Genomic DNA, 25,715 nt, shown 5'->3' on the forward strand with positions numbered 1-25,715 from the left:
ATGGCTGAAGTACTTCATCACGAAAACCACGAGCATGATGAACATCATCACGATGATACAGACATCACGGTCTTTGGTTTTTGGACTTACTTGATGAGTGACTTGATTTTATTCGGTACACTCTTCATCGCGTTCGCTGTATTAAGCAGTCATATTCCACCTGGCACTCCAAGTGCAAAGGATCTTTTTGCAGATTCTTTAGGTTTCGTTTTAACTGAAACTTTCGCACTTTTGATTTCATCAGTGACATTTGGTTTTGCGGTACTTGCTTCTTACAAGAAAAATGTTGGTCAAGTTCTAACTTGGTTAGCAGTTACATTTGTATTCGGTGCAATCTTCATCGGCATGGAACTTTATGAATTTAATCATTTAGTTCATGCTGGTCATGGACCAAGCGTGAGTGCGTTCTTATCTGCGTTCTTTACTTTAGTTGGTACGCACGGTATTCACGTAACTTCTGGTTTGGTATGGATGATCGTGTTGATGATTCAAATCAAAAAATATGGTTTGACTACAATCAATACTCGTCGTCTTGCTTGCCTAAGCTTGTTCTGGCACTTCCTTGACATCGTATGGATCTGCGTATTCAGCGTAGTGTACTTAATGGGAGTATTATAATGAGTCATGATCATAATGCTGCTGGTGCATCACACGGTAACGTAAAGCAATACACAATCGGGTTTGTACTTTCTGTTTTATTGACTGTAGTTCCATTCTACATGGCAATGAATACTGATAGCTTCAGCCGTGGTGCAATTATTGCTGTTATCGGTATTACAGCTGTTGCTCAGGTACTTGTACAATTAGTTTACTTCTTGCACATGAACTCATCTTCAGAGCAACGTTGGAACGTGATTGCATTTATCTATACAATTCTAACTATTGCTGTTCTTTTAGTTGGTTCTGTATGGATCATGAACTACTTACATTCAAACATGATGATCTAAACTGATTGTCATGTTTAAAAAGTACTTATTCCTGACTAAGCCAGGAATTCTCTTTGGTAACTTTGTTACCACTTTGGGTGGCTACTTTGTAGCCACCCAAGGTTCAGTAGATTTCCTTCTCCTGCTTCTTACCCTCATTGGCACTACCCTCGTAGTTGCATCTGGATGTGTGGTCAATAACGTTATTGATCAAGACATCGACCAAAAAATGCAGCGCACACAAAATCGTGCGTTAGTTAAGAAAACCATTTCTGTTCAAATTGCATTAGCTTTTGCTTTGCTGTTAGGCATACTCGGTTTTGGCATTTTATGGTTTTGGGTAAATGCGTACGCTTTTTTATTCGCAGTTATTGGTTTTGTCGTATATGTTGGTTTTTACAGCTTATGGACAAAACGAACAACGATCCACCAAACTGTGGTCGGTAGTATTTCTGGTGCAGCTCCCCCTGTCATTGGATATACAGCGGTCGCGAATCAATTCGATTTAGGTGCGCTACTCATTTTCTTGGGTTATGCATTTTGGCAAATGCCTCACTCATGGGGAATTGCAATTTATCGTTTTGATGATTACAAAAATGCGGGTATTCCGATTCTTCCTGTTGCGCGCTCGATTGTTCGCACCAAGATCGAATCGCTGATTTACATTGTGCTATTTGCAATCTCAATGAACGCTTTATTTGTATTTGGCTATGCAAATTGGCTTTATTGTATAATTCTCAATGTATTGACTGTTTATTGGCTATATTTAAATATCATTGGATTTAAAGCTGAAAATGATCAATTATGGGCAAAGAAATATTTTTTATTCTCTGTTCTCCTAATTACGATTATTAGTATTTGCTTTAGTTTTACTGCTACTGCACCAATAAACAATCTTGTCATTTTTTAAAAGATAGAGAAGCCTCTATCTTTTTTTTATCTTCGCTTTAAGCAGTCTATAAATATCTATACTCAACACTACCTTCAAATACTTTCTAAAAGTAAGTTAATTTTCAAAATTAAATATTCCAATTTATTTTCTTCGTCGTTATATTTTGCTTTATTTTTCTTGTAATCCCCTGCCGACATCCTTACAATACAGCTTCGCATTTTTTGCGACACATTAAGTTTTTTTGAAACCAATAAAATTTATTTGTGACTCCTTGCTTCTAACAAATGCGTTAGGGGCTGCATAAAACCGTAAGGAGCTGACAATGCGTCACTACGAAATCGTAATTCTGGTACATCCAGACCAAAGCGATCAAGTGGTAGGTATGGTAGAACGCTATATCTCTCACATTAAAGATGCTGAAGGTCAAATTCACCGTCTTGAAGATTGGGGCCGTCGCCAATTGGCTTACCCAATTAACAAAATTCACAAAGCGCACTACATTTTAATGAACGTTGAATGTAACCAAACTACGCTTAATGAATTAGAAGAATTATTCCGTTACAACGATGCTATTCTTCGTAACGTTATTATTCGTCGTGAAAACGCAATCACTGAAGAGTCTTTATTGGCTAAGAGTGCTGAAGAAAAACGTGCGCGTAAAGCTCAACGTGAAGAAGCACAACAAGCTCAAGACTCTGCTGAAGCATAAGGAGAACATCAATGGCACGTTTCTACCGTCGTCGTAAGTTCTGCCGCTTTACAGCTGAGAACGTTACATATATCGACTATAAAGATATCGATACTTTAAAACAGTACATCACTGAAAACGGCAAGATTGTTCCTAGCCGTATTACAGGTACTAAAGCTCGTTACCAACGTCAATTAGCTCTTGCTATCAAACAAGCTCGCTACTTAGCGTTGATTCCTTACACTGACAATCATAAGTGAGGTTGAGCTGTGGATATTATCTTATTACAACGCATTAAGAACCTTGGCAAATTAGGTGATAAAGTTTCAGTTAAAGCTGGTTACGGCCGCAACTACTTAATCCCTCAAGGTAAAGCAGTTGCTGCTACTGAAGCTAACACTGCTGCATTTGAAGCTCGTCGTGCTGAACTTGAGAAGCAAGAAGCTGAAGTACTAGCTGCTGCTCAAGCACGTGCTGACCAATTGAACGAAGTAAATATCGTAATCACTGCGAAAGCTGGTGACGAAGGTAAACTATTTGGTTCTATCGGTACTCGTGACATCGCTGACGCGTTGACAAATGCTGGTCTTGAAGTTGACCGTGCTGAAGTTCGTTTACCGAACGGTGCACTTCGTCACACTGGCGAATTCAACATCGCAATCCAATTGCACCATGATGTTGTTGCTGAAGTTCTCGTTACTATCGTATCTGAGTAATTTTATGCAAAGAAAAAGAGCATGCATCTGCATGCTCTTTTTTTATCCCTAATAATTATAAAATTTTATTTAGCAAGCTGAAATTTGGACTTAGTTTTTCATTTGTTATCGATATTATTTGTTGCACTGTCTTGATTGTGCATTTTGCATTAAGATAAGTCTCCCCTATTCATTTTCGTAATTATTGTAAATCAAGGTTTTATATGTCTCAGGCGACTGCCAAAAAAAATACGAATAACACTGAGTTAGATTTGCTAAAGAGCGAATCTTCAGCACTCAAAGAGTTTCGTACGCCTCCGCACAATCTTGCTATTGAACAGGCTGTTCTTGCCGCACTCATGACAGTAGCTGAGTCATTCGAACAGGTCAGCGATATATTAACCGAGAATGATTTTTACGCGACTCGACATAAATATATTTTTAGAGCAATTGAAAAACTTTCTAAAGAAAGTTCACCTTATGATGCCGTATTGGTCAATGATTGGTTAATCAAACAGAACCTGCTTGATGCGATTGGTGGTGAAGAATATTTAATGCAATTGATGGCGGATTCTCCATCAAGCTTTTATAACCTTGAAACTTATGCCAATAAAATACGTGAATTTGCAACTTTGAGAAATATGATCAAAGTTGGTAATGAAATTCTACAAAATGCTTATGACACGAAAGGCCGAGAAGTCAGTGAAATTTTAGATTTAGCAGAGACCAGTATCTTTTCTTTGGCTGAACAACACAATAACAATGCTAAAGCTCAAGGACCAAAAGCAATTAATACCGTTGTCGCAGATGTATTCGATAAACTCAACGAATTATCACAACTTGATGGGAATATTACAGGTCTTACCACAGGATTTGTGGAGCTTGATAATAAAACATCAGGTATGCAAGCTGGAGATATGATCGTCGTTGCTGCCCGTCCATCAATGGGTAAAACAACTTTCGCAATGAATTTAGTCGAAAGTGTGCTATTCAATTGCAACCTTCCTGCTCTCGTATTCTCCATGGAGATGCCTGCTGACTCTATTGCCATGCGTTTAATTTCCTCGTTTGGTAAAGTGCATCAAGGACATTTGCGATCTGGCAAATTAGATGGCGAAGAATGGAACAAGGTCACAGGAACGATTCTTCAACTGCAAGAGAAGCATCTCTATATTGATGATTCTTCTGCCCTTCCACCGACTGAAATGCGCGCACGTGCAAGACGTATAGCCAAACAACACGGTGGTAAACTGGGTTGCATCATGGTCGATTACCTGCAGTTAATGAAAGTACCAGGTATGGGTGATAACCGTGTGGGTGAAATTGGTGAAATTTCTCGAAGCTTGAAAGCATTGGCGAAAGAGATGCATTGCCCTGTGATTGCACTTTCGCAGCTTAACCGCTCACTCGAAAACCGTCCAAATAAACGTCCTGTGATGTCAGACTTACGTGAATCAGGAGCAATTGAGCAGGATGCCGATTTGATCATGTTCATTTACCGTGATGAGGTATATAACAAAGAATCTAAAGAAGCAGGAACTGCCGAAATCATTATCGGTAAACAACGTAATGGTCCAATTGGTACCGTTCGACTCGCTTTTGAAGGTCAATATACGCGTTTCAGTAATCTATCACCTGAATATTATGCGCAAAACCAAGAAGAAGAGTAATTTTGCTTTGATAAATTCGTAGTTGAGAACCCACGAATTGATCTGACCACAATTATCTTTTTTTATTTTAAAAGATTTAACCTTTCCACATGCCTCTAGGAGTAAATTAGAGTGCGCCAAGCAACGGTTTGTATTGACACACACGCATTGCAATACAATTTAAATCGCGTGAAACAAATTGCACCAAACTCTAAAGTTGTAAGTATGGTGAAGGCAAATGCTTATGGTCATGGCGTTTCAGACTGTTTAGCCGCATTGAGCCAGTCTGATGCTTTTGGCGTTGCATGTTTAGAAGAAGCACTTGAAATACGTGAATTAGGTTTTAAACAATCTATCACATTAATTGAAGGTGTTTTTTCTGAAGATGAAATGCAAATTGCGATTGACCAACATATTGAAGTAATCGTTCATCATCATCAACAACTGCAGTGGTTGTTGCAAGTTAAAGATGCTTATATCGCCCGAAATCTAAAAGTATGGGTTAAACTAAATAGCGGAATGAACCGCTTAGGCTTCAAAATTGATGTAATCAAATCGATTATTCATCAATTAAAAAATGAAGGTTTTACCTGTGTACTTGCAATGCATTTTGCTAATGCAGATGTTGATCACCCTTTAAATGAACAACAAATATCTCAATTTCTTGAAGTAAAACAAGATTGTGCACCAATTTTAGCTTCGTGTTGTAATTCAGCAGCAATTTATAAATACCCTGAATTGCATTTTGACTATGTTCGTCCTGGTATTATGCTGTACGGCGCAACGCCATTTGCAGATCGTGGCGTCCACGCTCTAGATTTAAAACCTGTCATGACATTCAGTGCTGAGATTATTGCACTTAATGCCATTCAATCAGGTGAAGCTGTAGGTTATGGCTCAACCTTTGTTGCACAGCGACCTATGCAATTAGCAATTGTCTCGATCGGATATGGTGATGGGTATCCAAGAACTTTTATTCGTGAGAATTCGGTTTCACTAGATGGTCAATTAACCCCAGTGATTGGCAGAGTTGCCATGGATATGATTGCCATAGATGTCACTGATCTCAACGCGAAAATTGGTGATCCAGTAGAATTATGGGGTAAACATCGTTTAGTGGATGATGTTGCTGAAGCGAATGGTACGATTGGTTATGAGTTGTTATGTCGATTAAGCCAACGTCCGAAGCGTCTCAAAATGTAATGAGCAAATTAAATCAACGTAATGCTAAACAGCATTACGTTGTAGTTCATTAAAATCCGTATCCTGAGCGCGTGTCAAAAATCGAATTAAATAATCAGCTTGATCTTGTGTAAACTGTGTAGGCGTAAATTGACTAAATCCCATATCTATTAAAGCCTGCTTCACTGGACTTTGTCGTCCTACAAACTTCATAGACCATTCTTGAAATTGTTTTTTTTCAATATTTTTTCGCTGGAATAGGCGAATTTGATGATGGCGTTTATCCTTGTGAAGCTTTTGCAACAATATATCTAGTGTGGTTTCATCACCCTCTAGACATTGAAAATAGTGCCCATCTGCATAATATAGCGCTCCAGAAATTTTATGCTCAAAATTGAAATGACGGGCTTCATTCAAGATTTCACGAACATCAATCAATAAGCGACTTGCATCTGCAGTCGACACACTCGCATAACTGAACTGTTGCATTGCTTCCCCTAATTTTTATAGTAATGATTTAATATTCAATGCAACTCAATTTAATCTAAACTCAATCATAAAGCAAAATTATTGCCAATAGTCTTCTGTTGGCCGTGGCAAACCGTTCAATCCTTGACGCAAAGTATCTGACCAAAGTTTACTAATTGATGAGAAATATGGATCATCATCATGAATACGTTTAGACAATGGAATTGCAAAACTATCTTTTTTATAAATACATGCATCTAGTGGTAAGCCCACAGAAACATTAGATCTAAGGGTTGAATCAAATGAAATTAAACCGCATCTTAATGCTTCATCTAATTCAGTATTGTAATTTAATGCACGATCTAAAATTGGTTTACCGTATTTACTTTCCCCAATCTGAAAAAAGGGCGTATCTGACGTCGCATTGATAAAATTACCCTGAGGATAAATATTATATAACTGAATATCCTCCCCTTGAATTTGACCAGAAAGTAAAATCGTACAGTGATAATTACTTTGCTCTAGTTGATCAGTAGTCACATCCATAATGACACGCTTTAAAGTATGACCAACCAATTCAGCCATCTCGAACATGCTATTCACACTATACAAATTAGGTTCGTGTTTTAAATCTAGCTGATTCTGTAAATGTCCTATAACGGCTTGTGTCGTCGCCAAATTACCCGCAGTTTGTATACTGATAAAACGCTCACCCTCAACACCGAAAAGATAGAGTTTACGAAAGACAGAGATATGATCTACACCTGCATTTGTTCGCGTGTCACTGATACAAATTAAGCCATCACGTAAACGCATAGCACAACAATAGGTCATTGAAATCTCTCTTCTAAATTTTGTTCTAACACGGTAATACCTGAACGATGGTCGTCATACTCTCCACGCCACCAGCCTCTCGCACACCTCTGATAGGTGCAACGTCCCAATAATCACGCCCTAATGCAATATAAATGTGTGAACTTGGCGTATAGAGCTGATTGCTAACATCAAATGTATACCAAACTCCATCTATATAAGCTTCAGCCCAAGCATGGCTCGCCAAATGACTCATTTCTGGAACGTAAAGATATCCAGAAACATAACGCGCAGGAATATTTAACTCTCTACACATACCTACAAATACATGAGTATGATCCTGACATACCCCTTGTTGATGATGGAATGCATCTATTGCCGTAGTATTCACTTGAGTAGAATCTGAAATATATGGCATATGCTCAAGCAATGCATAACTTAAATGTTTTAATTCATCACGAGTCTTTTTACTCACATGCTGAGCTGCAAAAGCTTTCATTTCAGCATCACATTGAGTCGCTGGGGTAATTTGTAGAAAAATACCGACTGGCACTTCTGACTCAATAGCTTGTTCTGAAACTGTATCGATTTCAATAATGCCCTGCGCCATAATACTTAAATTTTGATATGCATAGCGTTGAGTCGAAGTGATCCAAATATTATTAAAGGCATCTTTTGCTTCGACCGTATGACCAGGAATACTCACTGACCAAGCATCTACTTTTTGGTGAGCATTACATTGAGGACACATTCGTATATATTGGATACTATTTTTTGCCGTTTCCGTATATTGATAATGGGTTTGATGATTAATCATCAATTTCATGCATCCACCTCAAATAAACATTGCACCTGATCATTCAATTGGTAAAAGCTATTAGCATTTGGATGCGCTAAAAGATGTTGCCAAGCCTCATCTAAGCTGTCCCATCCTTTAGACTTCAACAGTTCAATCACAACACTTAAAGAATTGATTGTAGAATTAACATCCTGATTCAATCTTATTTCACGATCAAGATTTTCGAAATATTGTCCTAGACTAAAAAACAGAAAAATGTCTTCATTTTCAGCTTCTAGAATATCGCTACACTCATCAACAACAGTACAAATTAATCCTGCATTTTGTGTCGCTGTATCCACCATCTGTTTTAATTCTGAATAAGCCTGAACTGACAATACACCACGTAAATCTTGAATATTATTTTTCACATATTCAAATTGTTGAAAAAAAGAAGCTGGCTGATCATTACTCAGAATCAGCTCATTGAGCGAACACGCATTAAAAGCAGGTAAGCAAAAAGCATGGGCATACTGCAATGCTTGAACATCATCTTGAAATGGAAACTGACCACATAAATGTTGAATACGAGATAAATAACGGCCAACCCAGTAAATATTTTGCGCATTGCTGTTTAATATAATCATGACAAGCTCCTGGTTGTATATTTATGAATGTAGCGGATCTATAACCCACGTATCTTTAATGCCACCACCCTGTGACGAATTTACAACTAATGACCCTTCTTGCATCGCAACTCGGGTTAAACCTCCCGGCACGATTTCTGTACGATACGGTGAACTTAAAATAAACGGTCTTAAATCAATATGGCGTTCAGCGATGCCGAATTCAGTTAAAGTGGGAGCGACTGAAAGCGCTAAAGTTGGTTGTGCAATGTAAGCATGCGGCTGTGCAATTAACTTTAATCTAAATTGTTCAATTTCTTGTTCGGTCGCTTTAGGACCAATTAACATGCCATAACCGCCTGAACCTTGCGCCTCTTTAACCACTAACTTTTCTAAATTACAAAGTACATAATCGAGTTCTTCACGTTCACGACATTGGTAAGTCGGTACGTTATTTAAAATTGGCTTCTGGTTTAGATAGTAATTAATCATTTTATCGACATAAGGATAGATTGATTTGTCATCTGCTACCCCCGTGCCAGGCGCATTCGCAATCACGACATTGTGTTGTAAGTAAGCAGACATTAGGCCAGGTACACCTAATGTACTGTCTGGCATAAAACACAATGGATCAAGAAATCCATCATCTAGGCGTCGGTAAATTATATCGACTTGTTTTTTACCCCAAACGGTTTTGGCATAGACCTTAGCATTTTCAACGAATAAATCCTGACCTGTAACTAGAGGAACATCCATCTCACGTGCGAGGAAACAATGCTCATAATATGCACTGTTATATCGGCCGGGTGTAAGCACCACGATAAATGGTTTATATACTTCAGCATTTTCCTCGAGTATTTGTCTTAAAAGTTGAGGATATTGCTCTACACCTTGTAAATTTGATGACTTACAAAGTTCGGGCATCATTTTTTCACTAATTTTTCGACTTTCCAACATATAAGACACGCCTGATGGTGTTCTTAAATTGTCTTCTAGTACGAAGAAGTCACCTTGCTGATCACGAATAATGTCGATTCCGCTAATTTGACTATAAACTTTACCTTTCAATGAATGTTTATACATCAATGGTTGGTATGCCTCATGAGTGAGCACTTGCAGCTCAGGCACTAAACCATCTTTTAAAATCGCCTGATTATGGTAAATATCATCTAAAAAAAAGTTCAATGCTTGCACCCTTTGTGCACAGCCTTGCTCTATTTTGTGCCATTGTTGTTTGGCAATTACACGTGGAATTAAGTCATAAGGAATAATACGATCTGTACCCTCAGCACCACCATAGACTGTAAATGTAATGCCCTGATAGAGGAAATGTTCCTTCGCTTGATGATTTAATGATTTCAGCTCATCCAAGCTTCTTTCACATAACCAATTTTCGATTTTGCTAGATGCCTCTAAGCCAATCGTTTTATCATCTAAAAGTTCATTATAAAATTCAGATTTAAGTTGATCGAACAAGTACGCAGTGCTGTTTTGTTTAACTTCGATCTGCATAGATTTTTCAAAAGCTTCGACGGTATGATCAGCCTTAAAATTTGCGAGAATTGAAGTGGTATCTTTTTCCTCTTTTAGCATACATACCTCTTAATTGTTATCAATTGTAAACAAAATTAAGCAATTTCAATGCCAAAAATTTACCTATTCATCTATTAATGCCCCATTTTTGAAGCATTCACAACGAAAAATGGCCTAAAGATGTATCGAAATATAGTCAATAGCTTCACTTTCCATGCTTGCTTATCTCTTAAAGATTTTTTATTGTGTGTTTGAAAAATATTTTCTCTTTATTCATTAGTTGATTATGTCCTCTCAAGAAAAAGAAACATCGAATAGCTTATATCGACAGTGGCAAATTCTTTCACGTTTAACCACTGGCAAATGGATGGGTACACGAGAGTTGCAAGAGACCCTGCAAAGAGAAGGTATTGAAATCAGTTTAAGAACCATTCAACGTGATTTAAATCAAATTTCTCAAAGATTTCCTATTGAGAGTAATAAAACTGTACCACAAGGTTGGCGTTGGCGATCAGATGCCCCAATTCAAAGCTTGCCGCATATGACCAGCTCACAAGCGGTCACCTTTATGATGGTTGAAGAGCATTTGAAGCATTTGCTTCCTCCAAGTTTAATTGAGGAGATGAACCCTTGGTTCGAGCTTGCAAAACGCAGCTTATCTACACAAAACAACGTACGTCAGTGGATTAACCGTGTCCGTATTGTCCCTGCAAGCCAGCCCTTGATCCCTCCTGTTGTAGAGAAACATGCGCAGCAAGCCATTTATGAAGGTCTATTACAAGATAAACAGATCGAATGCATATATCGTGCGCGTGGACCTGAAAGTGAAGAACGTGGTTATACCTTAAACCCGCTCGCATTGGTTCAAAAGGGTTCAATCATTTATTTGATTTGTACTCGACATGACAAATCAGAAGTTCAAACCTTTGCTTTACATCGCTTTAAATCTGCAAAAGTTCTAGAACAACGCGCCTTACACCCTGTTGACTTTGATATTGATGCTTACATTGAATCTGGTGCGCTCGGCTTTAGAGTTGATTTCAATAAACCCACTGAGCTCGTTCCACTCGAACTCTTTATGAATAAAGCTGATGCACTTTACTTTTCCGAAAGCCAACTCAGTAAAGATCAATCCATTACACAAGTATCCGATGATCTCTTTAAAGTGGTGGCTAATGTGCCATTTACTTCACAATTGGTTTGGTGGCTCAGAAGCTTCGGCAAAAAAATCATTCGTATAGAACCGCTCGATGTATTTAACGCCGTTCATGAAATTGAAAATTAAAAAAGAGCCAAATTGGCTCTGAAGATTTTTTATTATCATATTTTCAGTATTGCGCTGATTTCTTATTGTGTTGAGTTTAAATACGTGAACTAAACTCCCCTTTAGCCCACGTACACTTTTCAATGTCGTTGGATTATGATTTACATCGTGCAGCATGCAATTTCATAACCATTATAACGAATACGCTTCATCGTCATGGCCTTTCCTCTTTGTTGTGAACGTAGAATCAATATAACGACATCAACTTGGATTGAGAAATAATCATAATTTCTTTATTAATCTCTATTCTTGTTAAACGTAAATAATAAATTATTTATCTTATTTATGAATAAATCGTTATATGAGGATCAAAAAAACCCGCATCAAGCGGGTTTTTTGGACTGCAACAGGCTTAAGCAGATTTTTTAGTTTGTGCATTCTTACGAATCGTAATCATCACCAATTGAACAGCAGCAGGTGTAACGCCCGGAATACGACTTGCTTGAGCGAGAGTTTCAGGGCGAACTTCTTTGAGTTTCAAAGTAATTTCACGAGATAAACCAGATACCACGTCATAATTAAAATCAGCTGGAATCTTAGTCTCTTCTAAGCGCTTCATTTGCGCAACATCCTGATGCTGACGGTTGATATAACCTTCGTATTTCACCGCAATCTCAATTTGGTCACCCACTTGAGCAGAAACATCAGAACCAGTAAGTTCCGCAATTTGAGCAAAAGTAATGTTTGGACGTTTCAATAAATCAATTGCTGAACATTCTTTAGAAAGATCCGCACCTGTCATTTCAACGAATTTTTTACCCATTGGATTGTTTGGTGCAGCCCAAAGATGTTGCAAACGACCTGTTTCACGCTCAACCGCTTCCATTTTTTCACAATATGCTGCCCAACGCTCGTCATCCACAAGACCCATTTCACGACCGATTGGCGTCAAACGTTGGTCTGCGTTATCTTCACGAAGCATCAAACGGTATTCCGCACGTGAGGTAAACATACGGTACGGTTCTTTCGTACCTAAAGTGATTAAGTCATCAACCAATACACCCATGTACGCTTCATCACGCTTCGGTGTCCATTGCTCTTGATCCCACGCACGGCGTGCAGCGTTCAGGCCTGCAAGTAATCCTTGTGCACCTGCTTCTTCATAACCAGTCGTACCGTTGATTTGACCAGCGAAGTACAAGTTATTAATCGCTTTAGTTTCTAAAGTAAATTTCAACGCTTGTGGATTGAAATAATCATACTCAATGGCATAACCCGGACGAAGAATGTGCGCATTTTCCATACCACGGATTGAGCGTACTAACTCGAACTGCACATCAAACGGTAAAGATGTAGAAATACCATTTGGATAAAGTTCATGTGTATCTAGGCCTTCAGGCTCTAAGAATACTTGATGAGAATCTTTATCGGCAAATTTATGAATTTTATCTTCGATTGACGGACAGTAACGTGGACCTACACCTTCAATCACACCAGTATACATCGGTGAACGGTCTAGGCCGCCACGGATAATCTCATGTGTTTTGTCGTTGGTATGCGTGATATAGCAGTTGACTTGCTCTGGGTGCATAGATGCATCACCCATAAATGACATCGTTGGTGATGGGAAATCACCCGGCTGTGGTGTCATCACAGAGAAATCTACAGAACGTGCATCAATACGTGGTGGCGTACCTGTTTTTAAACGACCTACTGGCAATTGAAGCTCACGTAAACGGTGCGCTAAAGAAATTGAAGGTGGATCACCTGCACGACCGCCGCTTGATTTCTCAAGACCAACATGAATCACGCCACCCAAGAATGTACCAGCGGTTAACACGACTGTTTTCGCATCAAAGCGAATCCCCATTTGTGTTACCACACCTTTAACGGTATCGCCGTCAACAATGAGATCATCTGCTGCTTGTTGGAAAATATCAAGATTGGCTTGGTTTTCTAATGTTTCGCGAATAGCCGCTTTATAACGTACACGGTCAGCCTGCGCACGCGTTGCACGAACTGCAGCACCTTTACGTGAGTTCAGAATACGGAACTGAATACCACCCTTGTCTGCAGCGAGTGCCATCGCACCACCTAAGGCATCAATTTCGCGAACAAGGTGTGATTTACCAATACCACCAATCGCTGGGTTACAGCTCATCTGCCCTAAAGTCTCAATATTATGAGTTAAGAGTAAAGTCTGTCGACCCATACGTGCCGCAGCAAGCGCTGCTTCTGTACCAGCGTGTCCGCCACCGATAACAATGACATCGTAAACTTTAGGATAATGCATAGTGGTATATGAGGAGATAAAAATAATGACAGAAAATTATAGCAAATTTTGTTTGCCTTGAGACAATCGAGAACAATTTAATTCTAATTTTTTTGAAGTCCAATAATATAAACCATATTGATATTAAAATTTATAAATTTTGCAGATTTAAGTGATTTTTTAACAATTTAGAAAATTTATTTACAGCATTGCCCTTCCATTGATTTGACTATTTTTTCAACATATTCCTGTCATATTTTTTAACAAGAGTATACGAACATGAAAGTCCAGTTATTTACGATGTCAATGTTATGTTGTTTGGGTCTAAGCGTAAGTAGTATGAGTATTGCGAATGACAAAGTTGATAATGCCTATAATGCCAAACAATTCCAAAGCGTATGTAAGGGTAAAAGCGAAGGCGATGCTGTCAGCTTCCCGTATAAAGGAATCATTTGGAATGGTACTTGCCAAACTCAATTTTTCCCTACCCAAAGTAAAGATTTGAAAGGCAATGAAGAGCAGCTTAATTCAGCTTGTAAGTCTGATGCAGCGAGTGTTTCCGTGAATATTGAAGGTCAAGAATATAAAGGCAAATGTGCACTCGGATATGCGCCACCGATGCCAAAAGCGTCTTAACCTATTTTTTTAAATTCGACCGTTTATGCAACCAATTGAAAAATTTGTTGCTTTTATTTATTGATAACGATAAAACCAAATTAAAAATAACGATCTATTTATAAATAGCACAACAAAATTCAGGATGAATTTATGGACACAGGGATCCTTACGATTTTTTTACCTTTAGCACTTGCAATTGTGATGGCGGGTTTAGGACTTGAACTCACTGTTCAAGATTTTCTACGCGTTCGTAAACACCCTAAAGCAGTGCTCATCGCATTATTTTCCCAACTCGTCATTTTGGTTGGCGTTGCATTTATTATATGTAAAATACTCAATCTATCGCCTTACTTGGCTGTCGGCTTAGTGTTGCTTGCTGCCTCACCTGGGGGGGCGACAGCCAATCTGTTTAGCTATTTATATAAAGGTGATGTTGCCCTCAACATCACCTTGACTGCGATTAATGCCATTATTGCTGCAGTGACCTTGCCGCTGATCGTGAATTTTGCAATCACACATTTCATTCAGGATTCAACTCAAATTGGTCTGCAATTTAGTAAAATTTTACAAGTGTTCGCCATTATTCTTATTCCAGTTGCCCTCGGTATGTTTGTGCGCTACAAATTTCCAAATGTTGCAACCAAACTAGAAAAACCAGTGCGTATTTTTGCCGTTGTATTCTTAGTGTTAATTATTGTCGGTGCAGTACTTTCTGAACGTGCCAACATTATGAATTATCTTGCTCAAATTGGTTTGGCAACAGCGTTATTTTGTATCGCAAGTCTTAGCGTTGGTTATTTTCTACCACGCTTCTTTGGTGTACCGAGTTTTCAAGCAAGAGCGTGTGCTTTTGAAATTGGTATCCATAACAGTACTTTGGCCATGGCGATTGCAATCACGATAATGAATAGCAGCGAAATTGCGATGCCAGCAGCTGTTTATTCAATCTTTATGTATATCTTCGCTGCTATTTTCGGCATGTTGCTGAATCGTTTTGCACCATTAGACCATCCGGCTGAGTTAACTCGAAACCACTCACAAATTAACTGATATTAATTGAGTTAACCAACTCATCTTAAAGGCACTGTAATCGTGCCTTTATTTATGCTTCAGGTTTTATCTGCATTCTTAAAGCGAATACAGTACAATGCTAACTCTCGTATTGCATATTTAGGTTTTTTTACTGTGAAGTGGTTACAAATCCATATTACTGTCGATCAAGCACAAGTTGATTTTACTGAAACATTATTATTATCTCTTGGTGCAGTCAGTGTGACGCTAGATGATGCAGAAGATCAAGCGTTATTAGAACCACTTCCAGGTGAGACTCCGCTTTGGAACAAAGTCATCGTAACGGGTATTTACGCTCAAGAAGATGATGAAGAAATCGATGTCGTCGCACTAGAAACTTTCATTAAAGACCAGATGCCTGAAGCGCCTTTACGTTATGAGTTTATCGAAGATCAAGAGTGGGAACGCACTTGGATGGATGCATATGAGCCAATTCAAATTGGTGAAAAATATTGGATCGTGCCTGAGTGGATGGAAGCACCTGAAGCGGATGCGGTCAATATTAAATTAGATCCAGGCCTAGCTTTTGGTACAGGTAATCATGCTTCAACATTCCTCTGCCTACAATGGTTAGGTAAAACCGATGTAAAAGACAAAATCGTCATCGATTACGGCTGTGGTTCTGGCATTCTAGGTGTTGCTGCCCTATTGCTTGGTGCAAAAAAAGTATATGCGACAGATATTGATCCTCAAGCTGTACTCGCTACACAACAAAATGCTGAATTAAATGGCGTGCTCGAAAATTTATATGTCGGCTTACCTGAAGAATTTAATCAAACACTTGGTGAGCAAAAGGCAGATGTATTTGTCGCAAATATTCTTGCTGGCCCACTGATGGCGCTTGCTGAGGAGTTTTCAACACTCATTCAACCTGAGGGTGAATTCGCACTAGCCGGTATTATTGAAGAGCAAGTTGATGATGTTTCTCGTGTTTATGCTGAATTTTTTGATATATTAGACAAAGAAAAGCGTGATGAAAATTGGTACCGTCTTTCTGGGAAACGCCATAAATAAGTAGAGCTTAATTTAAGATATGAGTGATAAACAAACCCGCTGCCCAAATTGCTCCACAATTTACAAGGTATCAGTCACCCAGTTAACTGTTGCCGAGGGTATGGTTTGTTGTCCTAAATGTTCTGCTGAGTTTAATGCGCTTCTACATCTATTCAATCCTCAACCGAAAGTGATTGAACCTTTAATCACAGAAGCACAAGACAGTACCGCACCATCTGAAGATGTAATTGAACCCAAACAAGAACAACACCTATTGGATATTTTCGATCGTAAAGTTGCAAATTCAAACATAACCTTGCGTACGTATTTAAATAACTTAAATACGTTCAATCATGATCCGATTACCAACTACCCTTCTTTAAATCTTTCATCATCAATCCATGCCAATAGCCAATCGAAACCAAGAACTAGGCTTTATATTGCGACATGGGCGATCGTAAATACAATTTTAGCGTTATTACTGGTTTTTCAATTTTTATGGTTTAACCCAAATGTATTGCAACGCTCACCTGCGCTAAATCAGGCATTTATATCAGCATGTAACTTATTTAATTGTGACACGCTTGATGAACGCTATACCCATATAAAAGTACAAGACCTCAATATTGAGTCAACATCAGCGATCTCCACTGTTTTTTCAGGTCACTTGGTGAACGAATATAGCAAAGGGCTAAAACTGCCTCTCTTGAAAATAAGCATTTTTCAACAAGGTAAATTGATTTCATCCTCTATTAAAGCACCCAATGAATATTTAGTAGAAAGTTTGCATGGAATTACACGAATTCCTCAAGACAGTCCATTTGGTTTCAAATTTAGTATAAATTTTTCTCAATCTGAGTTTGACAATTATAAATTGGAAGTTATACGACCATAAGATCAAAAAAAACGATAAAAAAATTAAAAAAAATGTAGTTTTCTTGCTCACTTTTTCATAGACAATGGTATGATACGCGCCACGAAAGCTTTGTACCGCAAACTCCTCGCAATTTCTCAAAATAAATACAGTTCTGTTCATGTGCTTAATTTTTTTATTCAGCGCATCAGGGATGTTTTTTGTTTTATGTGGAACCGTAACAAATATTAAACTATTGTTACGCTTATTTTTCACTCAATTGCTCTAGTTGTGGCAAGCTAATTGTTCTTGTTTTAGAGTCGACCGTTTTAGGACCTAAAACGGAGCTCGTTTTTTTTATTTTGACCACAAAATCACTTTTACCCTAAGTGATTATTGATTCTCGGATTAACTCGCATGAATAGCAAATCTCCTATTTTTACTGCACAATCTGATGTCGCTCTTCGTATTCACGTAGATCGCGCAGTTCGCCATTATTTTGCACAATTGCAAGGCGAGCAACCATCTCAAGTTTATGACATGGTTTTAGCAGAAATGGAGAAACCTCTTTTATCTGTAGTGTTAGAATATACACGTGGCAACCAGACTCGCGCTGCTGAGATTCTAGGCCTTAACCGTGGTACTTTACGTAAAAAGTTGAAAGCTCACGGTTTAATGAGTGAATAAATGATAAAATGCTTGCGGCTTCCGCGGGCATTTTTTTTACCTGCTATTTAGCTTTTTTGTTTTAATTCTTGATAACTGTGACTAAATCATGACTATTAAACGCGCATTAATCTCTGTTTCTGATAAAACAGGCATTGTTGAATTTGCCCAAGACCTTGTTGCTCTAGGGGTAGAAATTTTATCTACTGGCGGTACTTATAAGTTGTTACGTGACAACAATATTGCTGTAGTCGAAGTTTCAGAGCACACTGGTTTCCCAGAGATGATGGACGGACGTGTAAAAACACTTCATCCGAAAATCCACGGTGGTATCTTGGCTCGTCGTGGTCTAGATGAAGCTGTGATGGCTGAACACAACATCGATGCGATCGATTTAGTTGTGGTAAACCTTTATCCATTTGCTGCAACTGTTGCAAAACCTAACTGCTCACTTGCTGATGCAATCGAAAATATCGACATCGGTGGTCCAACGATGGTTCGTGCTGCTGCGAAAAACCATGCAGCTGTTGGTATCGTTGTAAATGCATCTGACTATGCGACTGTAGTTGCTGAGCTTAAAGCTGAAGGCTTACTTTCTTATGCAACTCGTTTTGACTTAGCAGTTAAAGCATTTGAACATACTGCTCAGTACGACGGTATGATCGCATCTTACTTAGGCGCTCGCGTTGGTAAAGAAGAAGGTCAAGCTGATCAATTTGCACGTACATTCAATACGCAATTAAATAAAGCACAAGATTTACGTTACGGTGAAAACCCACACCAATCTGCTGCATTCTATGTTGACCCTGCTGCAACTGAAGCATCTGTTTCTACTGCTAAACAGTTACAAGGTAAAGAACTCTCTTATAACAACATCGCGGACACTGACGCAGCTTTAGAGTGTGTTAAATCATTCGCTAAACCTGCATGTGTAATCGTAAAACACGCAAACCCATGTGGCGTTGCAGTCTCTTTAGAAGGCATTAAAGCTGCATATGATTTAGCTTATGCAACTGACCCAGAATCTGCATTCGGTGGCATCATTGCATTCAACCGTGAATTAGACGTTGCAACTGCACAAGCTATTGTTGATCGTCAATTTGTTGAAGTGATCATTGCACCAAGCGTTGCTGAAGGCGTATTAGAAGTTACTGGTGCGAAGAAAAACGTACGTGTACTTGTATGTGGCGAATTACCAGCAATTGACGAACGTGCTGCACAGCTTGACTACAAACGTGTAAATGGCGGTCTATTGGTTCAAGACCAAGACTTAGGCATGATCACTAAAGATGACTTAAAGGTTGTGACTAAACGTGCACCAACTGAACAAGAAATCGATGACATGATCTTTGCTTGGAAAGTTGCGAAATACGTTAAATCAAACGCGATTGTTTATGCTAAAAACCGTCAAACGATTGGTGTGGGCGCAGGTCAAATGAGCCGCGTAAACTCTGCTCGTATTGCTGCGATCAAAGCTGAACATGCTGGTTTAGTCGTTGAAGGTGCAGTAATGGCATCTGACGCATTCTTCCCATTCCGTGATGGTATTGATAACGCCGCTAAAGCAGGTATCAAATGTATTATCCAACCGGGTGGTTCAATGCGTGATGAAGAAACGATTGCTGCTGCTGACGAAGCAGGTATTGCAATGGTGTTCACTGGCATGCGTCATTTCCGTCATTAATTAATGGTTCGTGTCATGATGACTTCTCATAAGTCACCTATAACACTGCTAAGAGATTTTTAATCTTGCCTAAAGTCCTCTTCTATTCATTTAGTTGAGGACTTTATGTCATTTTCGATTCATGGAGTATGAACCGATGAATATTTTAGTTTTGGGTAATGGCGGTCGTGAACATGCGTTAGCATGGAAAATCGCTCAAGATGAAAAAGTAGCTAAAGTTTTTGTTGCACCGGGTAATGCGGGCACAGCAACTGAACCAAAATGTGAAAATGTAGCACTTAACATTTTAGAGAACCCTGCCATTATCGACTTTGCAAAAAATAATGCCGTGGATCTGATTGTTGTCGGTCCTGAAGCACCGCTAGTAAATGGTGTAGTCGATGCTTGTCGCGCGGCAGGTGTGAAAATATGGGGTCCTACCCAATTTGCAGCGCAATTAGAAGGCTCTAAAGCATTTGCCAAGCACTTCTTGAAACGTCACAACATCCCAACGGCTTTCTATGACGTGTTCACGGAAGTCGATGCTGCTAAGGCATTTGTTGAGAAAAATGGTGCGCCGATCGTAATCAAGGCAGATGGTCTTGCTGCGGGTAAAGGCGTAATTGTTGCCATGACCAATCAAGAAGCATTTGATGCGATTGATGACATGCTTGCAGGCAACAAATTTGGTGATGCAGGTTCACGCGTTGTCATCGAAGAGTTCTTGGCAGGTGAAGAAGCATCTTTCATTTGTATGATTGATGGCGACAACATTTTACCTATGGCAACTTCACAAGATCATAAACGTATCTTTGAAGGTGACCAAGGTCCTAATACTGGTGGTATGGGTGCTTACTCTCCTGCTCCTGTTGTAACGGCTGAAGTTTTTGAAAAAACCATGAATGAAGTGATGCGTCCTACCGTTGAAGGTATGAAAAAAGACGGGCACGTTTATACAGGTTTCTTATACGCAGGTTTGATGATTGATGAACAAGGTCAGCCTAAAGTAATCGAGTTCAACTGTCGTTTTGGTGACCCTGAAACTCAACCGATCATGATGCGTTTAAAATCATCTTTAGTTGATTTAGTTGAAGCAGGTATTGAAGGTAAACTTCCTGCAGAAGCTGAATGGGATGAGCGTAAAACGGTTGGTATCGTACTTGCGTCACGTGGCTACCCTGAAACGTCTAGCAATGGCGACGTGATTTCTGGTTTAGATACTGAAATGGCAGATGCGAAAGTGTTCCATGCAGGTACAAAAGCCAATGAGAATGGTGACATCGTAACTGCTGGTGGTCGTGTCCTTTGCGTGACTGCACTTGGCAATACCATTGGTGAAGCACAAGCAAAAGCTTTAGAGCTTTGCCAAAAAGTAACGTTTGACGGCGTTCAATACCGTAAAGATATTGGTTACCGCGCGATTGCTCGTGAAAATGCTTAATACAGATTAAGTATTAAAAACCCCGCTTTGTGCGGGGTTTTTAATTAATTTCTTAAAGTTCAATTGATGTTTTATCATCTAATTCATCAAGATAATGATTGACTGATTTTCTAAAATCTAATGGTTTAGCAATATATGGAATTGGGGCATTAGAACCACCAGTTCCTCTAACAATAATTGAACCAAAATTAAATATGCGACCTAGGATACCTTGATCTACACCAAGACTCTCTACACGATTGATTTTAAGTTCAATTGTATTACGGCGAATTAACCCAGTTTTAGCAATAATCCTTCTATTCGTTATAGCTAGCTCTGTGGTCCATACGTTAATAATAGCTACTAAAATAAAAATTAGACCAATTCCAGCCATAGGTAACAATAATACCCCTATAATAATATAGCCAATTTGAGACATCCAAGACACATGTGCCCTTTCTAATATTTTTTCGTCTCTAGCTAGATTAGACTCAATGTAACTACCCATCACTACCTCATAATTATAAATTGTGCTTAATATTAGGATTTATTGAAAATATTTATATTGCTTGCAACAATATCTAACATTCCAATTCATTTCAACAAATACACAATAATTAATAAATAGTTAAATCATAATCTAAAGTAGTCCTTAAACCCTTAGAAACAGCTTTTCCTTATTCCTGATTTACTTTAGGATGCAGCTTTACCATCATCTTAGAATACCCACGAACAAAATTAGATTGAACAATCTCAGGTTCTTCAAGCACTTCAATTCTGTCATAACGCTGCATAATTTCCTCCCACAGGATGGTCAATTGCATCTCAGCCAAACGACTACCCATACAGCGATGAATTCCATAACCAAATGATAGATGTTTTTTCACATTTTCACGATCAATGAGAAATTCATCCGCATTCTCAAACACAGTTTCATCACGGTTAGCAGACGCATACCACATAACAACTTTGTCACCTTTGCGGATATACTGACCTTTATACATCAGATCTTGAGTCGCTACACGGCGCATATACGCCAACGGTGTCTGCCAACGAATAATCTCACTAACCATATTAGGCAACAGATCAGGATTATTCTTCAGCTTGTCTAATTCTTGAGGGAACAAATGCATTGCATAAATCCCGCCCGACATCGAGTTACGAGTCGTATCATTCCCGCCTACGATTAATAATGCCAAATTCCCCAGAAACTCTAATGGTCGCTGAATCAGATCTTTTGTCTCATCACTCCGAATAAGCATACTCATCAAGTCAAAACTTGAAGCTTCACCTGCTTTTATACGCGCAGCCTTATCATGCCAGAGTTGTGACAAATCTCTCACCATCTCTTTTAAACCATCAAAAGTATTTTCAATGGTCATCGTACCGCCTGTCGTACCTGGCGATGAGGATGCAATTTCAGACCAATAGACCAATTTACGGCGTTCTTCGTAAGGAAAATCTAACAATGTCGCCAACATTCTTGAGGTCAGTTCAATTGAAACTCGATCTACAAAGTCGAAAGCTTCATTTAAAGGCAAGTGATCAAGTACGTCTTGGGTCCGTGTCCGAATCAAGCTTTCCATGTCTTTCAAGTTTTTTGGTACGAAAACCCCCTGCACAGCTTTACGCTGAATATCATGTTTCGGTGGATCCATCGCAATAAACATTTCAAGCTCTAAACCTTGCGGTTGCTCACCCAACATAATGATCGGTTCTGAAGAGAAGAGCTGATGATTTTTATCAACGTACATGACATCTTCGTACTGTGTCATCGACCAAAAAGGACCAAATAAACTGTTTGATTGATAATGTATCGGCGCATCTTTACGTAGTCGCTTAAAAGTATCCTTCCATACACCTTGCTTGTATAAAAAAGGGCTACTGACATCAAGCTCTTGTAAGGTGCAAACATTTGGATCTGGAAGTTGAGTTTCTTCAATTTGATCAAAATCAGGATTTTTAAAAAAGCTACTTTTTAATTTATGGTATACATGAGCAGCTTTGATGTGATTTTCTAAGGGAATATAGCGAGCGCTAAAATTCACCAAATCTACTCGAACAGCATTCATTTTTTTGACTAAATTATTCATGACAATGTGTCCTATGTGATCTCATCATTAAATTTATATTCAGCCTTTATTCCATTAAGCTGATGATCTGTGTTTGAGCATAGAATTTTAAAAATACACAATCAGGTCATTTTTTGACATTAATAAGTCATTTTTTGACATTCTTTTTATCCAAATTAGCAGCTCTAATGAGGCTAGATTTAAGAAAGATCAATATCACGCTATCTGGACTTGAGTATGATTTCTAAAGGAATAGAACATAGCAATCAGGACGATAATGCAATTCGGGCATTGATTCCCTGCGCCTATGTCAGAATTATTGCGCAACAATTGGGAGGTGGGCTGCGTGTATTCCCAACTTTATTGAATGGCACATCACTGACTGCTGAATTTATTCAACAAGAAGATTCTCGGATTTCAGCATCTGATTTTATTCGTATATTTGACAATGCATTGAACATGACAGATGTTCCCGATTTCGGTTTAGAACTTGGGCATCGCCTTAAACCCACGACTCATGGCGCAATGGGCTTTTTGATGCACAGTTGCCCGAACCTTTATGCTGCACTTGATGCGATTCAACATTATCTACCTACTCGAATTGGATTTGCAGAGGTCATTCTCGAAAAGCGTGATCAGCAGATGAATTGTAAAATTCAATTTAATATCGATTGCTCCACCCTTGTATATCAAAGCATGATCGAGTCTTGCATGGTGGTATTTAAAGAGTGTGCTGAATTTATTTTAGGTAAGCCATTAACTGAGGCGAAGTTGCTTTTTAGCTATCCTAAACCTGCTTACCATGCTGCTTATACAGAAATTTTTCAATGTGATTTCGCATTTTCACAATCTTTTGATGGCATTCAGATACCTTTATCTGTGTGTAAAATCCCGAATGCTTCAGCAAGTCAGGAGAACTATCTGATTGCAAAAAAACAATGTGAAAATGTACTTAAGGATCTTCTTACACCCCAAAATACTTATCAATTTCGTGTCAAAAAAATACTGATTGAGCATTTATCAGATCCCAAAAATGAATCCGAGATTGCCGCTTCATTATTCATGAGCAAACGAACCTTAGCTCGTCATTTAGAAAAAGACGGTTTAACCTTTAAAGAGGTCAAAGATCAGGTACTTGCACAACAAAGTGCTTATTTTCTTGAGCATACGCAACTCACGATTGAAACAATTGGTATGCTTCTTAATTATCACGATGCCTCAAATTTCAGACGAGCATTCAAGCGTTGGTTTGGTATGCCACCTAGCCAATATCGGCAGAAATACAATAATGATCTTACCAAGCAAATTTCTAAATTAAATTAAATCCATATTTTTCATATTGATATATTAAATCATTATAAGGTGTTCGGCTGATAACGGGTCTTTCTAATTTTAAACACTCAAATTATAAGTATGATATTTAAAGTTTATTTATACATTCTCATAAATTGTATATGACGCTTTATGCTAAGCTAGTTCATTAACATCACTATATTGAATAAAAAAAAATTGTTATCATCAACCAACTTTTTTGTTATCAATGCTTAAATAATTGATAGCTAAATACTGAATTATCTCTAACAGATGAATAGCTTGAAGTGCTCTTGAAACAAGGACAGTTCATTTCACTATTCACCTCACTGCATATGTAAGTTGAAGATCGTTTCAACATACTCAGGAAATATCATGAAGAAAATTCTTGGTTTAGTTTTGGGCCTATCAGTGGGTATCGCTGGATGCTCAAAACAAGATGCTCCAAAAACCGCTGCAAACAAAACGAATAAAGATTCAGTTCAAACCATTACAATCGCTTCTACAGGTTCTGATGCAGATATCTGGAAGTTCATCGCAAAATTGCCAGAAACTGAAGCTGCAGGTTTAAAGTTAGATGTTAAAAACTTTACTGATTATGTTTCAATGAACACTGCGGTAGCCAATAAAGAGATTGATATCAATGCCTTCCAATCATATGCATATATGGTTGCATACAATGATGCCAATACTCAAAAAATTGCGCCATTATCTACGACTTATCTTGAGCCAATGGGGATTTACTCAAGCAAAGTTAAAAATCTAAATGATTTCAAAACAGGTTCGACCATTGCAATTCCAAACGATGGTGCTAATGAATCACGTGCCCTTTTATTATTGCAATCTGCTGGTTTAGTAAAGTTAAAACCTCAATTTGACAATGTCAAAGGCACTACTTCTGATGTAACTGAGAATCCTAAACAAATCACGATCAAACCGATTCAAATGGCAACTGCGGTACGTGTGAAAGATGAAGTGGATGCCATTGTATTAGGCAACACCTTAGCAATGGAAGGTGGTTTGAACGTATTAAAAGATGCGATCTACTACGAGCCAATCGATCAAAGTACAAAAATGAATGTGAATGTATTGGCTGTAGCTGAAGGCCGTCAGAATGATCCTGTATTGCAAAAGGTAGGTCAGCTATATCATACAGATGCAGTTAAGCAATATGTGAAAGAAAACTTTGGTGGCACTAAGGTTAATGTTGATAAACCAACAACATATCTCACAGAAGCTCAATAATTCTAGACTTCTGTATT

At 38.5% G+C, this 25,715-nt stretch carries 26 protein-coding genes; 18 read left to right on the top strand and 8 right to left on the bottom strand.

Translation table 11 applies throughout. The features are described 5' to 3' along the window. The 8 genes from cyoC to alr all read left to right on the top strand — a co-directional run bounded on the left by cyoC (nt 1) and on the right by alr (nt 6,053). On the top strand, nt 1-618 hold the full coding sequence (cyoC, locus tag AC1M9I_RS04330) for a cytochrome o ubiquinol oxidase subunit III (RefSeq protein ID WP_180027638.1): 618 nt from the start codon (nt 1-3) through the stop codon (nt 616-618). After that, on the top strand, nt 615-947 hold the full coding sequence (gene cyoD / locus AC1M9I_RS04335) for a cytochrome o ubiquinol oxidase subunit IV (protein WP_171076771.1): 333 nt from the start codon (nt 615-617) through the stop codon (nt 945-947). The genes cyoC and cyoD overlap by 4 nt, the downstream gene beginning before the upstream one ends. A 10-nt stretch (nt 948-957) precedes the next feature. After that, nucleotides 958-1,836: a heme o synthase gene (gene cyoE / locus AC1M9I_RS04340; RefSeq protein ID WP_035267056.1), complete on the top strand. Its 879-nt coding sequence runs from the start codon at nt 958-960 to the stop codon at nt 1,834-1,836. Nucleotides 1,837-2,140: 304 nt separating this feature from the next. After that, a complete protein-coding gene (rpsF, locus tag AC1M9I_RS04345) occupies nt 2,141-2,527 on the top strand; it encodes a 30S ribosomal protein S6 (protein ID WP_035267614.1) in 387 nt (128 codons plus the stop codon). Nucleotides 2,528-2,538: 11 nt separating this feature from the next. Next, nucleotides 2,539-2,766, top strand: coding sequence for a 30S ribosomal protein S18 (rpsR, locus tag AC1M9I_RS04350; protein ID WP_004719336.1), 228 nt, complete (start codon nt 2,539-2,541; stop codon nt 2,764-2,766). Between the two features lie 9 nt (nt 2,767-2,775). Beyond that, entirely contained in the window at nt 2,776-3,222 is a 447-nt protein-coding gene (gene rplI / locus AC1M9I_RS04355) for a 50S ribosomal protein L9 (protein ID WP_035267617.1), read from the top strand. A 203-nt stretch (nt 3,223-3,425) separates the two neighbouring features. After that, entirely contained in the window at nt 3,426-4,871 is a 1,446-nt protein-coding gene (gene dnaB, locus AC1M9I_RS04360; RefSeq protein ID WP_035267619.1) for a replicative DNA helicase, read from the top strand. Between the two features lie 111 nt (nt 4,872-4,982). Continuing rightward, complete coding sequence (gene alr, locus AC1M9I_RS04365; RefSeq protein WP_481592978.1) at nt 4,983-6,053, top strand: alanine racemase; 1,071 nt, start codon at nt 4,983-4,985, stop codon at nt 6,051-6,053. A 24-nt stretch (nt 6,054-6,077) separates the two neighbouring features. On the opposite strand, the gene AC1M9I_RS04370 is transcribed toward alr, so the two are convergent. The 5 genes from AC1M9I_RS04370 to AC1M9I_RS04390 all read right to left on the bottom strand — a co-directional run bounded on the left by AC1M9I_RS04370 (nt 6,078) and on the right by AC1M9I_RS04390 (nt 10,310). Continuing rightward, the gene (locus tag AC1M9I_RS04370) at nt 6,078-6,521 is read right to left on the bottom strand and encodes a BLUF domain-containing protein (protein ID WP_092766172.1); all 444 of its coding nucleotides are present in this window, start codon (nt 6,519-6,521) and stop codon (nt 6,078-6,080) included. 78 nt (nt 6,522-6,599) lie between these two features. Beyond that, the gene (locus tag AC1M9I_RS04375) at nt 6,600-7,334 is read right to left on the bottom strand and encodes a proteasome-type protease (protein WP_035267625.1); all 735 of its coding nucleotides are present in this window, start codon (nt 7,332-7,334) and stop codon (nt 6,600-6,602) included. A gap of 25 nt (nt 7,335-7,359) precedes the next feature. Continuing rightward, on the bottom strand, nt 7,360-8,139 hold the full coding sequence (locus AC1M9I_RS04380) for a transglutaminase family protein (protein WP_092766171.1): 780 nt from the start codon (nt 8,137-8,139) through the stop codon (nt 7,360-7,362). Continuing rightward, entirely contained in the window at nt 8,136-8,738 is a 603-nt protein-coding gene (locus AC1M9I_RS04385) for an alpha-E domain-containing protein (RefSeq protein ID WP_092766170.1), read from the bottom strand. Before AC1M9I_RS04385 ends, AC1M9I_RS04380 begins: the two co-directional genes overlap by 4 nt. A 21-nt stretch (nt 8,739-8,759) precedes the next feature. Then, nucleotides 8,760-10,310 carry a circularly permuted type 2 ATP-grasp protein gene (locus AC1M9I_RS04390; protein WP_481594300.1) on the bottom strand — a complete coding sequence of 517 codons (1,551 nt, stop codon included), beginning with the start codon at nt 10,308-10,310 and terminating at the stop codon, nt 8,760-8,762. Between the two features lie 226 nt (nt 10,311-10,536). On the opposite strand from AC1M9I_RS04390, the gene AC1M9I_RS04395 reads away from it, so the two are divergent. Then, nucleotides 10,537-11,535 carry a helix-turn-helix transcriptional regulator gene (locus tag AC1M9I_RS04395; protein ID WP_481592976.1) on the top strand — a complete coding sequence of 333 codons (999 nt, stop codon included), beginning with the start codon at nt 10,537-10,539 and terminating at the stop codon, nt 11,533-11,535. A 391-nt stretch (nt 11,536-11,926) separates the two neighbouring features. Here AC1M9I_RS04395 and mnmG read toward each other — a convergent pair whose 3' ends face one another. After that, nucleotides 11,927-13,807: a tRNA uridine-5-carboxymethylaminomethyl(34) synthesis enzyme MnmG gene (mnmG, locus tag AC1M9I_RS04400; RefSeq protein WP_481594299.1), complete on the bottom strand. Its 1,881-nt coding sequence runs from the start codon at nt 13,805-13,807 to the stop codon at nt 11,927-11,929. A 258-nt stretch (nt 13,808-14,065) separates the two neighbouring features. Here mnmG and AC1M9I_RS04405 point away from each other — a divergent pair, with 258 nt between their 5' ends. The 7 genes from AC1M9I_RS04405 to purD all read left to right on the top strand — a co-directional run bounded on the left by AC1M9I_RS04405 (nt 14,066) and on the right by purD (nt 21,091). Further along, nucleotides 14,066-14,422, top strand: coding sequence for a hypothetical protein (locus tag AC1M9I_RS04405; protein ID WP_035267631.1), 357 nt, complete (start codon nt 14,066-14,068; stop codon nt 14,420-14,422). Between the two features lie 132 nt (nt 14,423-14,554). Further along, entirely contained in the window at nt 14,555-15,454 is a 900-nt protein-coding gene (locus AC1M9I_RS04410) for a bile acid:sodium symporter family protein (protein WP_035267632.1), read from the top strand. Between the two features lie 135 nt (nt 15,455-15,589). Further along, nucleotides 15,590-16,489, top strand: a complete 900-nt coding sequence (gene prmA / locus AC1M9I_RS04415) for a 50S ribosomal protein L11 methyltransferase (protein WP_180027873.1) — start codon at nt 15,590-15,592, stop codon at nt 16,487-16,489. A 19-nt stretch (nt 16,490-16,508) separates the two neighbouring features. Next, nucleotides 16,509-17,363 carry a DUF3426 domain-containing protein gene (locus tag AC1M9I_RS04420; protein ID WP_481594298.1) on the top strand — a complete coding sequence of 285 codons (855 nt, stop codon included), beginning with the start codon at nt 16,509-16,511 and terminating at the stop codon, nt 17,361-17,363. Between the two features lie 375 nt (nt 17,364-17,738). After that, entirely contained in the window at nt 17,739-18,008 is a 270-nt protein-coding gene (fis, locus tag AC1M9I_RS04425; protein ID WP_001086304.1) for a DNA-binding transcriptional regulator Fis, read from the top strand. Between the two features lie 88 nt (nt 18,009-18,096). After that, nucleotides 18,097-19,671 carry a bifunctional phosphoribosylaminoimidazolecarboxamide formyltransferase/IMP cyclohydrolase gene (gene purH / locus AC1M9I_RS04430; protein ID WP_481594297.1) on the top strand — a complete coding sequence of 525 codons (1,575 nt, stop codon included), beginning with the start codon at nt 18,097-18,099 and terminating at the stop codon, nt 19,669-19,671. A 136-nt stretch (nt 19,672-19,807) separates the two neighbouring features. Next, complete coding sequence (gene purD / locus AC1M9I_RS04435) at nt 19,808-21,091, top strand: phosphoribosylamine--glycine ligase (protein ID WP_481594296.1); 1,284 nt, start codon at nt 19,808-19,810, stop codon at nt 21,089-21,091. Nucleotides 21,092-21,143: 52 nt separating this feature from the next. On the opposite strand, the gene AC1M9I_RS04440 is transcribed toward purD, so the two are convergent. Both AC1M9I_RS04440 and AC1M9I_RS04445 read right to left on the bottom strand, forming a co-directional pair. Beyond that, nucleotides 21,144-21,578 carry a PH domain-containing protein gene (locus AC1M9I_RS04440; RefSeq protein ID WP_092766163.1) on the bottom strand — a complete coding sequence of 145 codons (435 nt, stop codon included), beginning with the start codon at nt 21,576-21,578 and terminating at the stop codon, nt 21,144-21,146. 169 nt (nt 21,579-21,747) lie between these two features. Continuing rightward, complete coding sequence (locus AC1M9I_RS04445) at nt 21,748-23,163, bottom strand: cytochrome P450 (protein WP_481594295.1); 1,416 nt, start codon at nt 23,161-23,163, stop codon at nt 21,748-21,750. A 216-nt stretch (nt 23,164-23,379) separates the two neighbouring features. Here AC1M9I_RS04445 and AC1M9I_RS04450 point away from each other — a divergent pair, with 216 nt between their 5' ends. Together AC1M9I_RS04450 and AC1M9I_RS04455 are read left to right on the top strand one after the other, a co-directional pair. Next, nucleotides 23,380-24,465: an AraC family transcriptional regulator gene (locus AC1M9I_RS04450; protein ID WP_481594294.1), complete on the top strand. Its 1,086-nt coding sequence runs from the start codon at nt 23,380-23,382 to the stop codon at nt 24,463-24,465. A gap of 363 nt (nt 24,466-24,828) precedes the next feature. Further along, the gene (locus AC1M9I_RS04455; protein ID WP_481594293.1) at nt 24,829-25,698 is read left to right on the top strand and encodes a MetQ/NlpA family ABC transporter substrate-binding protein; all 870 of its coding nucleotides are present in this window, start codon (nt 24,829-24,831) and stop codon (nt 25,696-25,698) included. Nucleotides 25,699-25,715 lie beyond the last annotated feature (17 nt).

Source organism: Acinetobacter sp. ANC_7553 (assembly GCF_056779895.1).

Excerpts from the sequence above, each read along its gene's own strand:
- AC1M9I_RS04455 (WP_481594293.1), top strand. The coding sequence starts at position 24,829 with ATGAAGAAAATTCTTGGTTTAGTTTTGGGCCTATCAGTGGGTATCGCT.
- AC1M9I_RS04440 (WP_092766163.1), bottom strand. The coding sequence starts at position 21,578 with ATGGGTAGTTACATTGAGTCTAATCTAGCTAGAGACGAAAAAATATTA.
- AC1M9I_RS04420 (WP_481594298.1), top strand. The coding sequence starts at position 16,509 with ATGAGTGATAAACAAACCCGCTGCCCAAATTGCTCCACAATTTACAAG.
- AC1M9I_RS04380 (WP_092766171.1), bottom strand. The coding sequence starts at position 8,139 with ATGAAATTGATGATTAATCATCAAACCCATTATCAATATACGGAAACG.
- AC1M9I_RS04450 (WP_481594294.1), top strand. The coding sequence starts at position 23,380 with ATGATTTCTAAAGGAATAGAACATAGCAATCAGGACGATAATGCAATT.
- AC1M9I_RS04385 (WP_092766170.1), bottom strand. The coding sequence starts at position 8,738 with ATGATTATATTAAACAGCAATGCGCAAAATATTTACTGGGTTGGCCGT.
- purH (WP_481594297.1), top strand. The coding sequence starts at position 18,097 with ATGACTATTAAACGCGCATTAATCTCTGTTTCTGATAAAACAGGCATT.
- cyoE (WP_035267056.1), top strand. The coding sequence starts at position 958 with ATGTTTAAAAAGTACTTATTCCTGACTAAGCCAGGAATTCTCTTTGGT.
- dnaB (WP_035267619.1), top strand. The coding sequence starts at position 3,426 with ATGTCTCAGGCGACTGCCAAAAAAAATACGAATAACACTGAGTTAGAT.
- AC1M9I_RS04390 (WP_481594300.1), bottom strand. The coding sequence starts at position 10,310 with ATGCTAAAAGAGGAAAAAGATACCACTTCAATTCTCGCAAATTTTAAG.
- mnmG (WP_481594299.1), bottom strand. The coding sequence starts at position 13,807 with ATGCATTATCCTAAAGTTTACGATGTCATTGTTATCGGTGGCGGACAC.
- fis (WP_001086304.1), top strand. The coding sequence starts at position 17,739 with ATGAATAGCAAATCTCCTATTTTTACTGCACAATCTGATGTCGCTCTT.
- cyoC (WP_180027638.1), top strand. The coding sequence starts at position 1 with ATGGCTGAAGTACTTCATCACGAAAACCACGAGCATGATGAACATCAT.
- rpsR (WP_004719336.1), top strand. The coding sequence starts at position 2,539 with ATGGCACGTTTCTACCGTCGTCGTAAGTTCTGCCGCTTTACAGCTGAG.
- AC1M9I_RS04405 (WP_035267631.1), top strand. The coding sequence starts at position 14,066 with ATGAAAGTCCAGTTATTTACGATGTCAATGTTATGTTGTTTGGGTCTA.
- AC1M9I_RS04395 (WP_481592976.1), top strand. The coding sequence starts at position 10,537 with ATGTCCTCTCAAGAAAAAGAAACATCGAATAGCTTATATCGACAGTGG.
- AC1M9I_RS04370 (WP_092766172.1), bottom strand. The coding sequence starts at position 6,521 with ATGCAACAGTTCAGTTATGCGAGTGTGTCGACTGCAGATGCAAGTCGC.
- AC1M9I_RS04410 (WP_035267632.1), top strand. The coding sequence starts at position 14,555 with ATGGACACAGGGATCCTTACGATTTTTTTACCTTTAGCACTTGCAATT.
- AC1M9I_RS04375 (WP_035267625.1), bottom strand. The coding sequence starts at position 7,334 with ATGACCTATTGTTGTGCTATGCGTTTACGTGATGGCTTAATTTGTATC.
- rpsF (WP_035267614.1), top strand. The coding sequence starts at position 2,141 with ATGCGTCACTACGAAATCGTAATTCTGGTACATCCAGACCAAAGCGAT.
- purD (WP_481594296.1), top strand. The coding sequence starts at position 19,808 with ATGAATATTTTAGTTTTGGGTAATGGCGGTCGTGAACATGCGTTAGCA.
- AC1M9I_RS04445 (WP_481594295.1), bottom strand. The coding sequence starts at position 23,163 with ATGAATAATTTAGTCAAAAAAATGAATGCTGTTCGAGTAGATTTGGTG.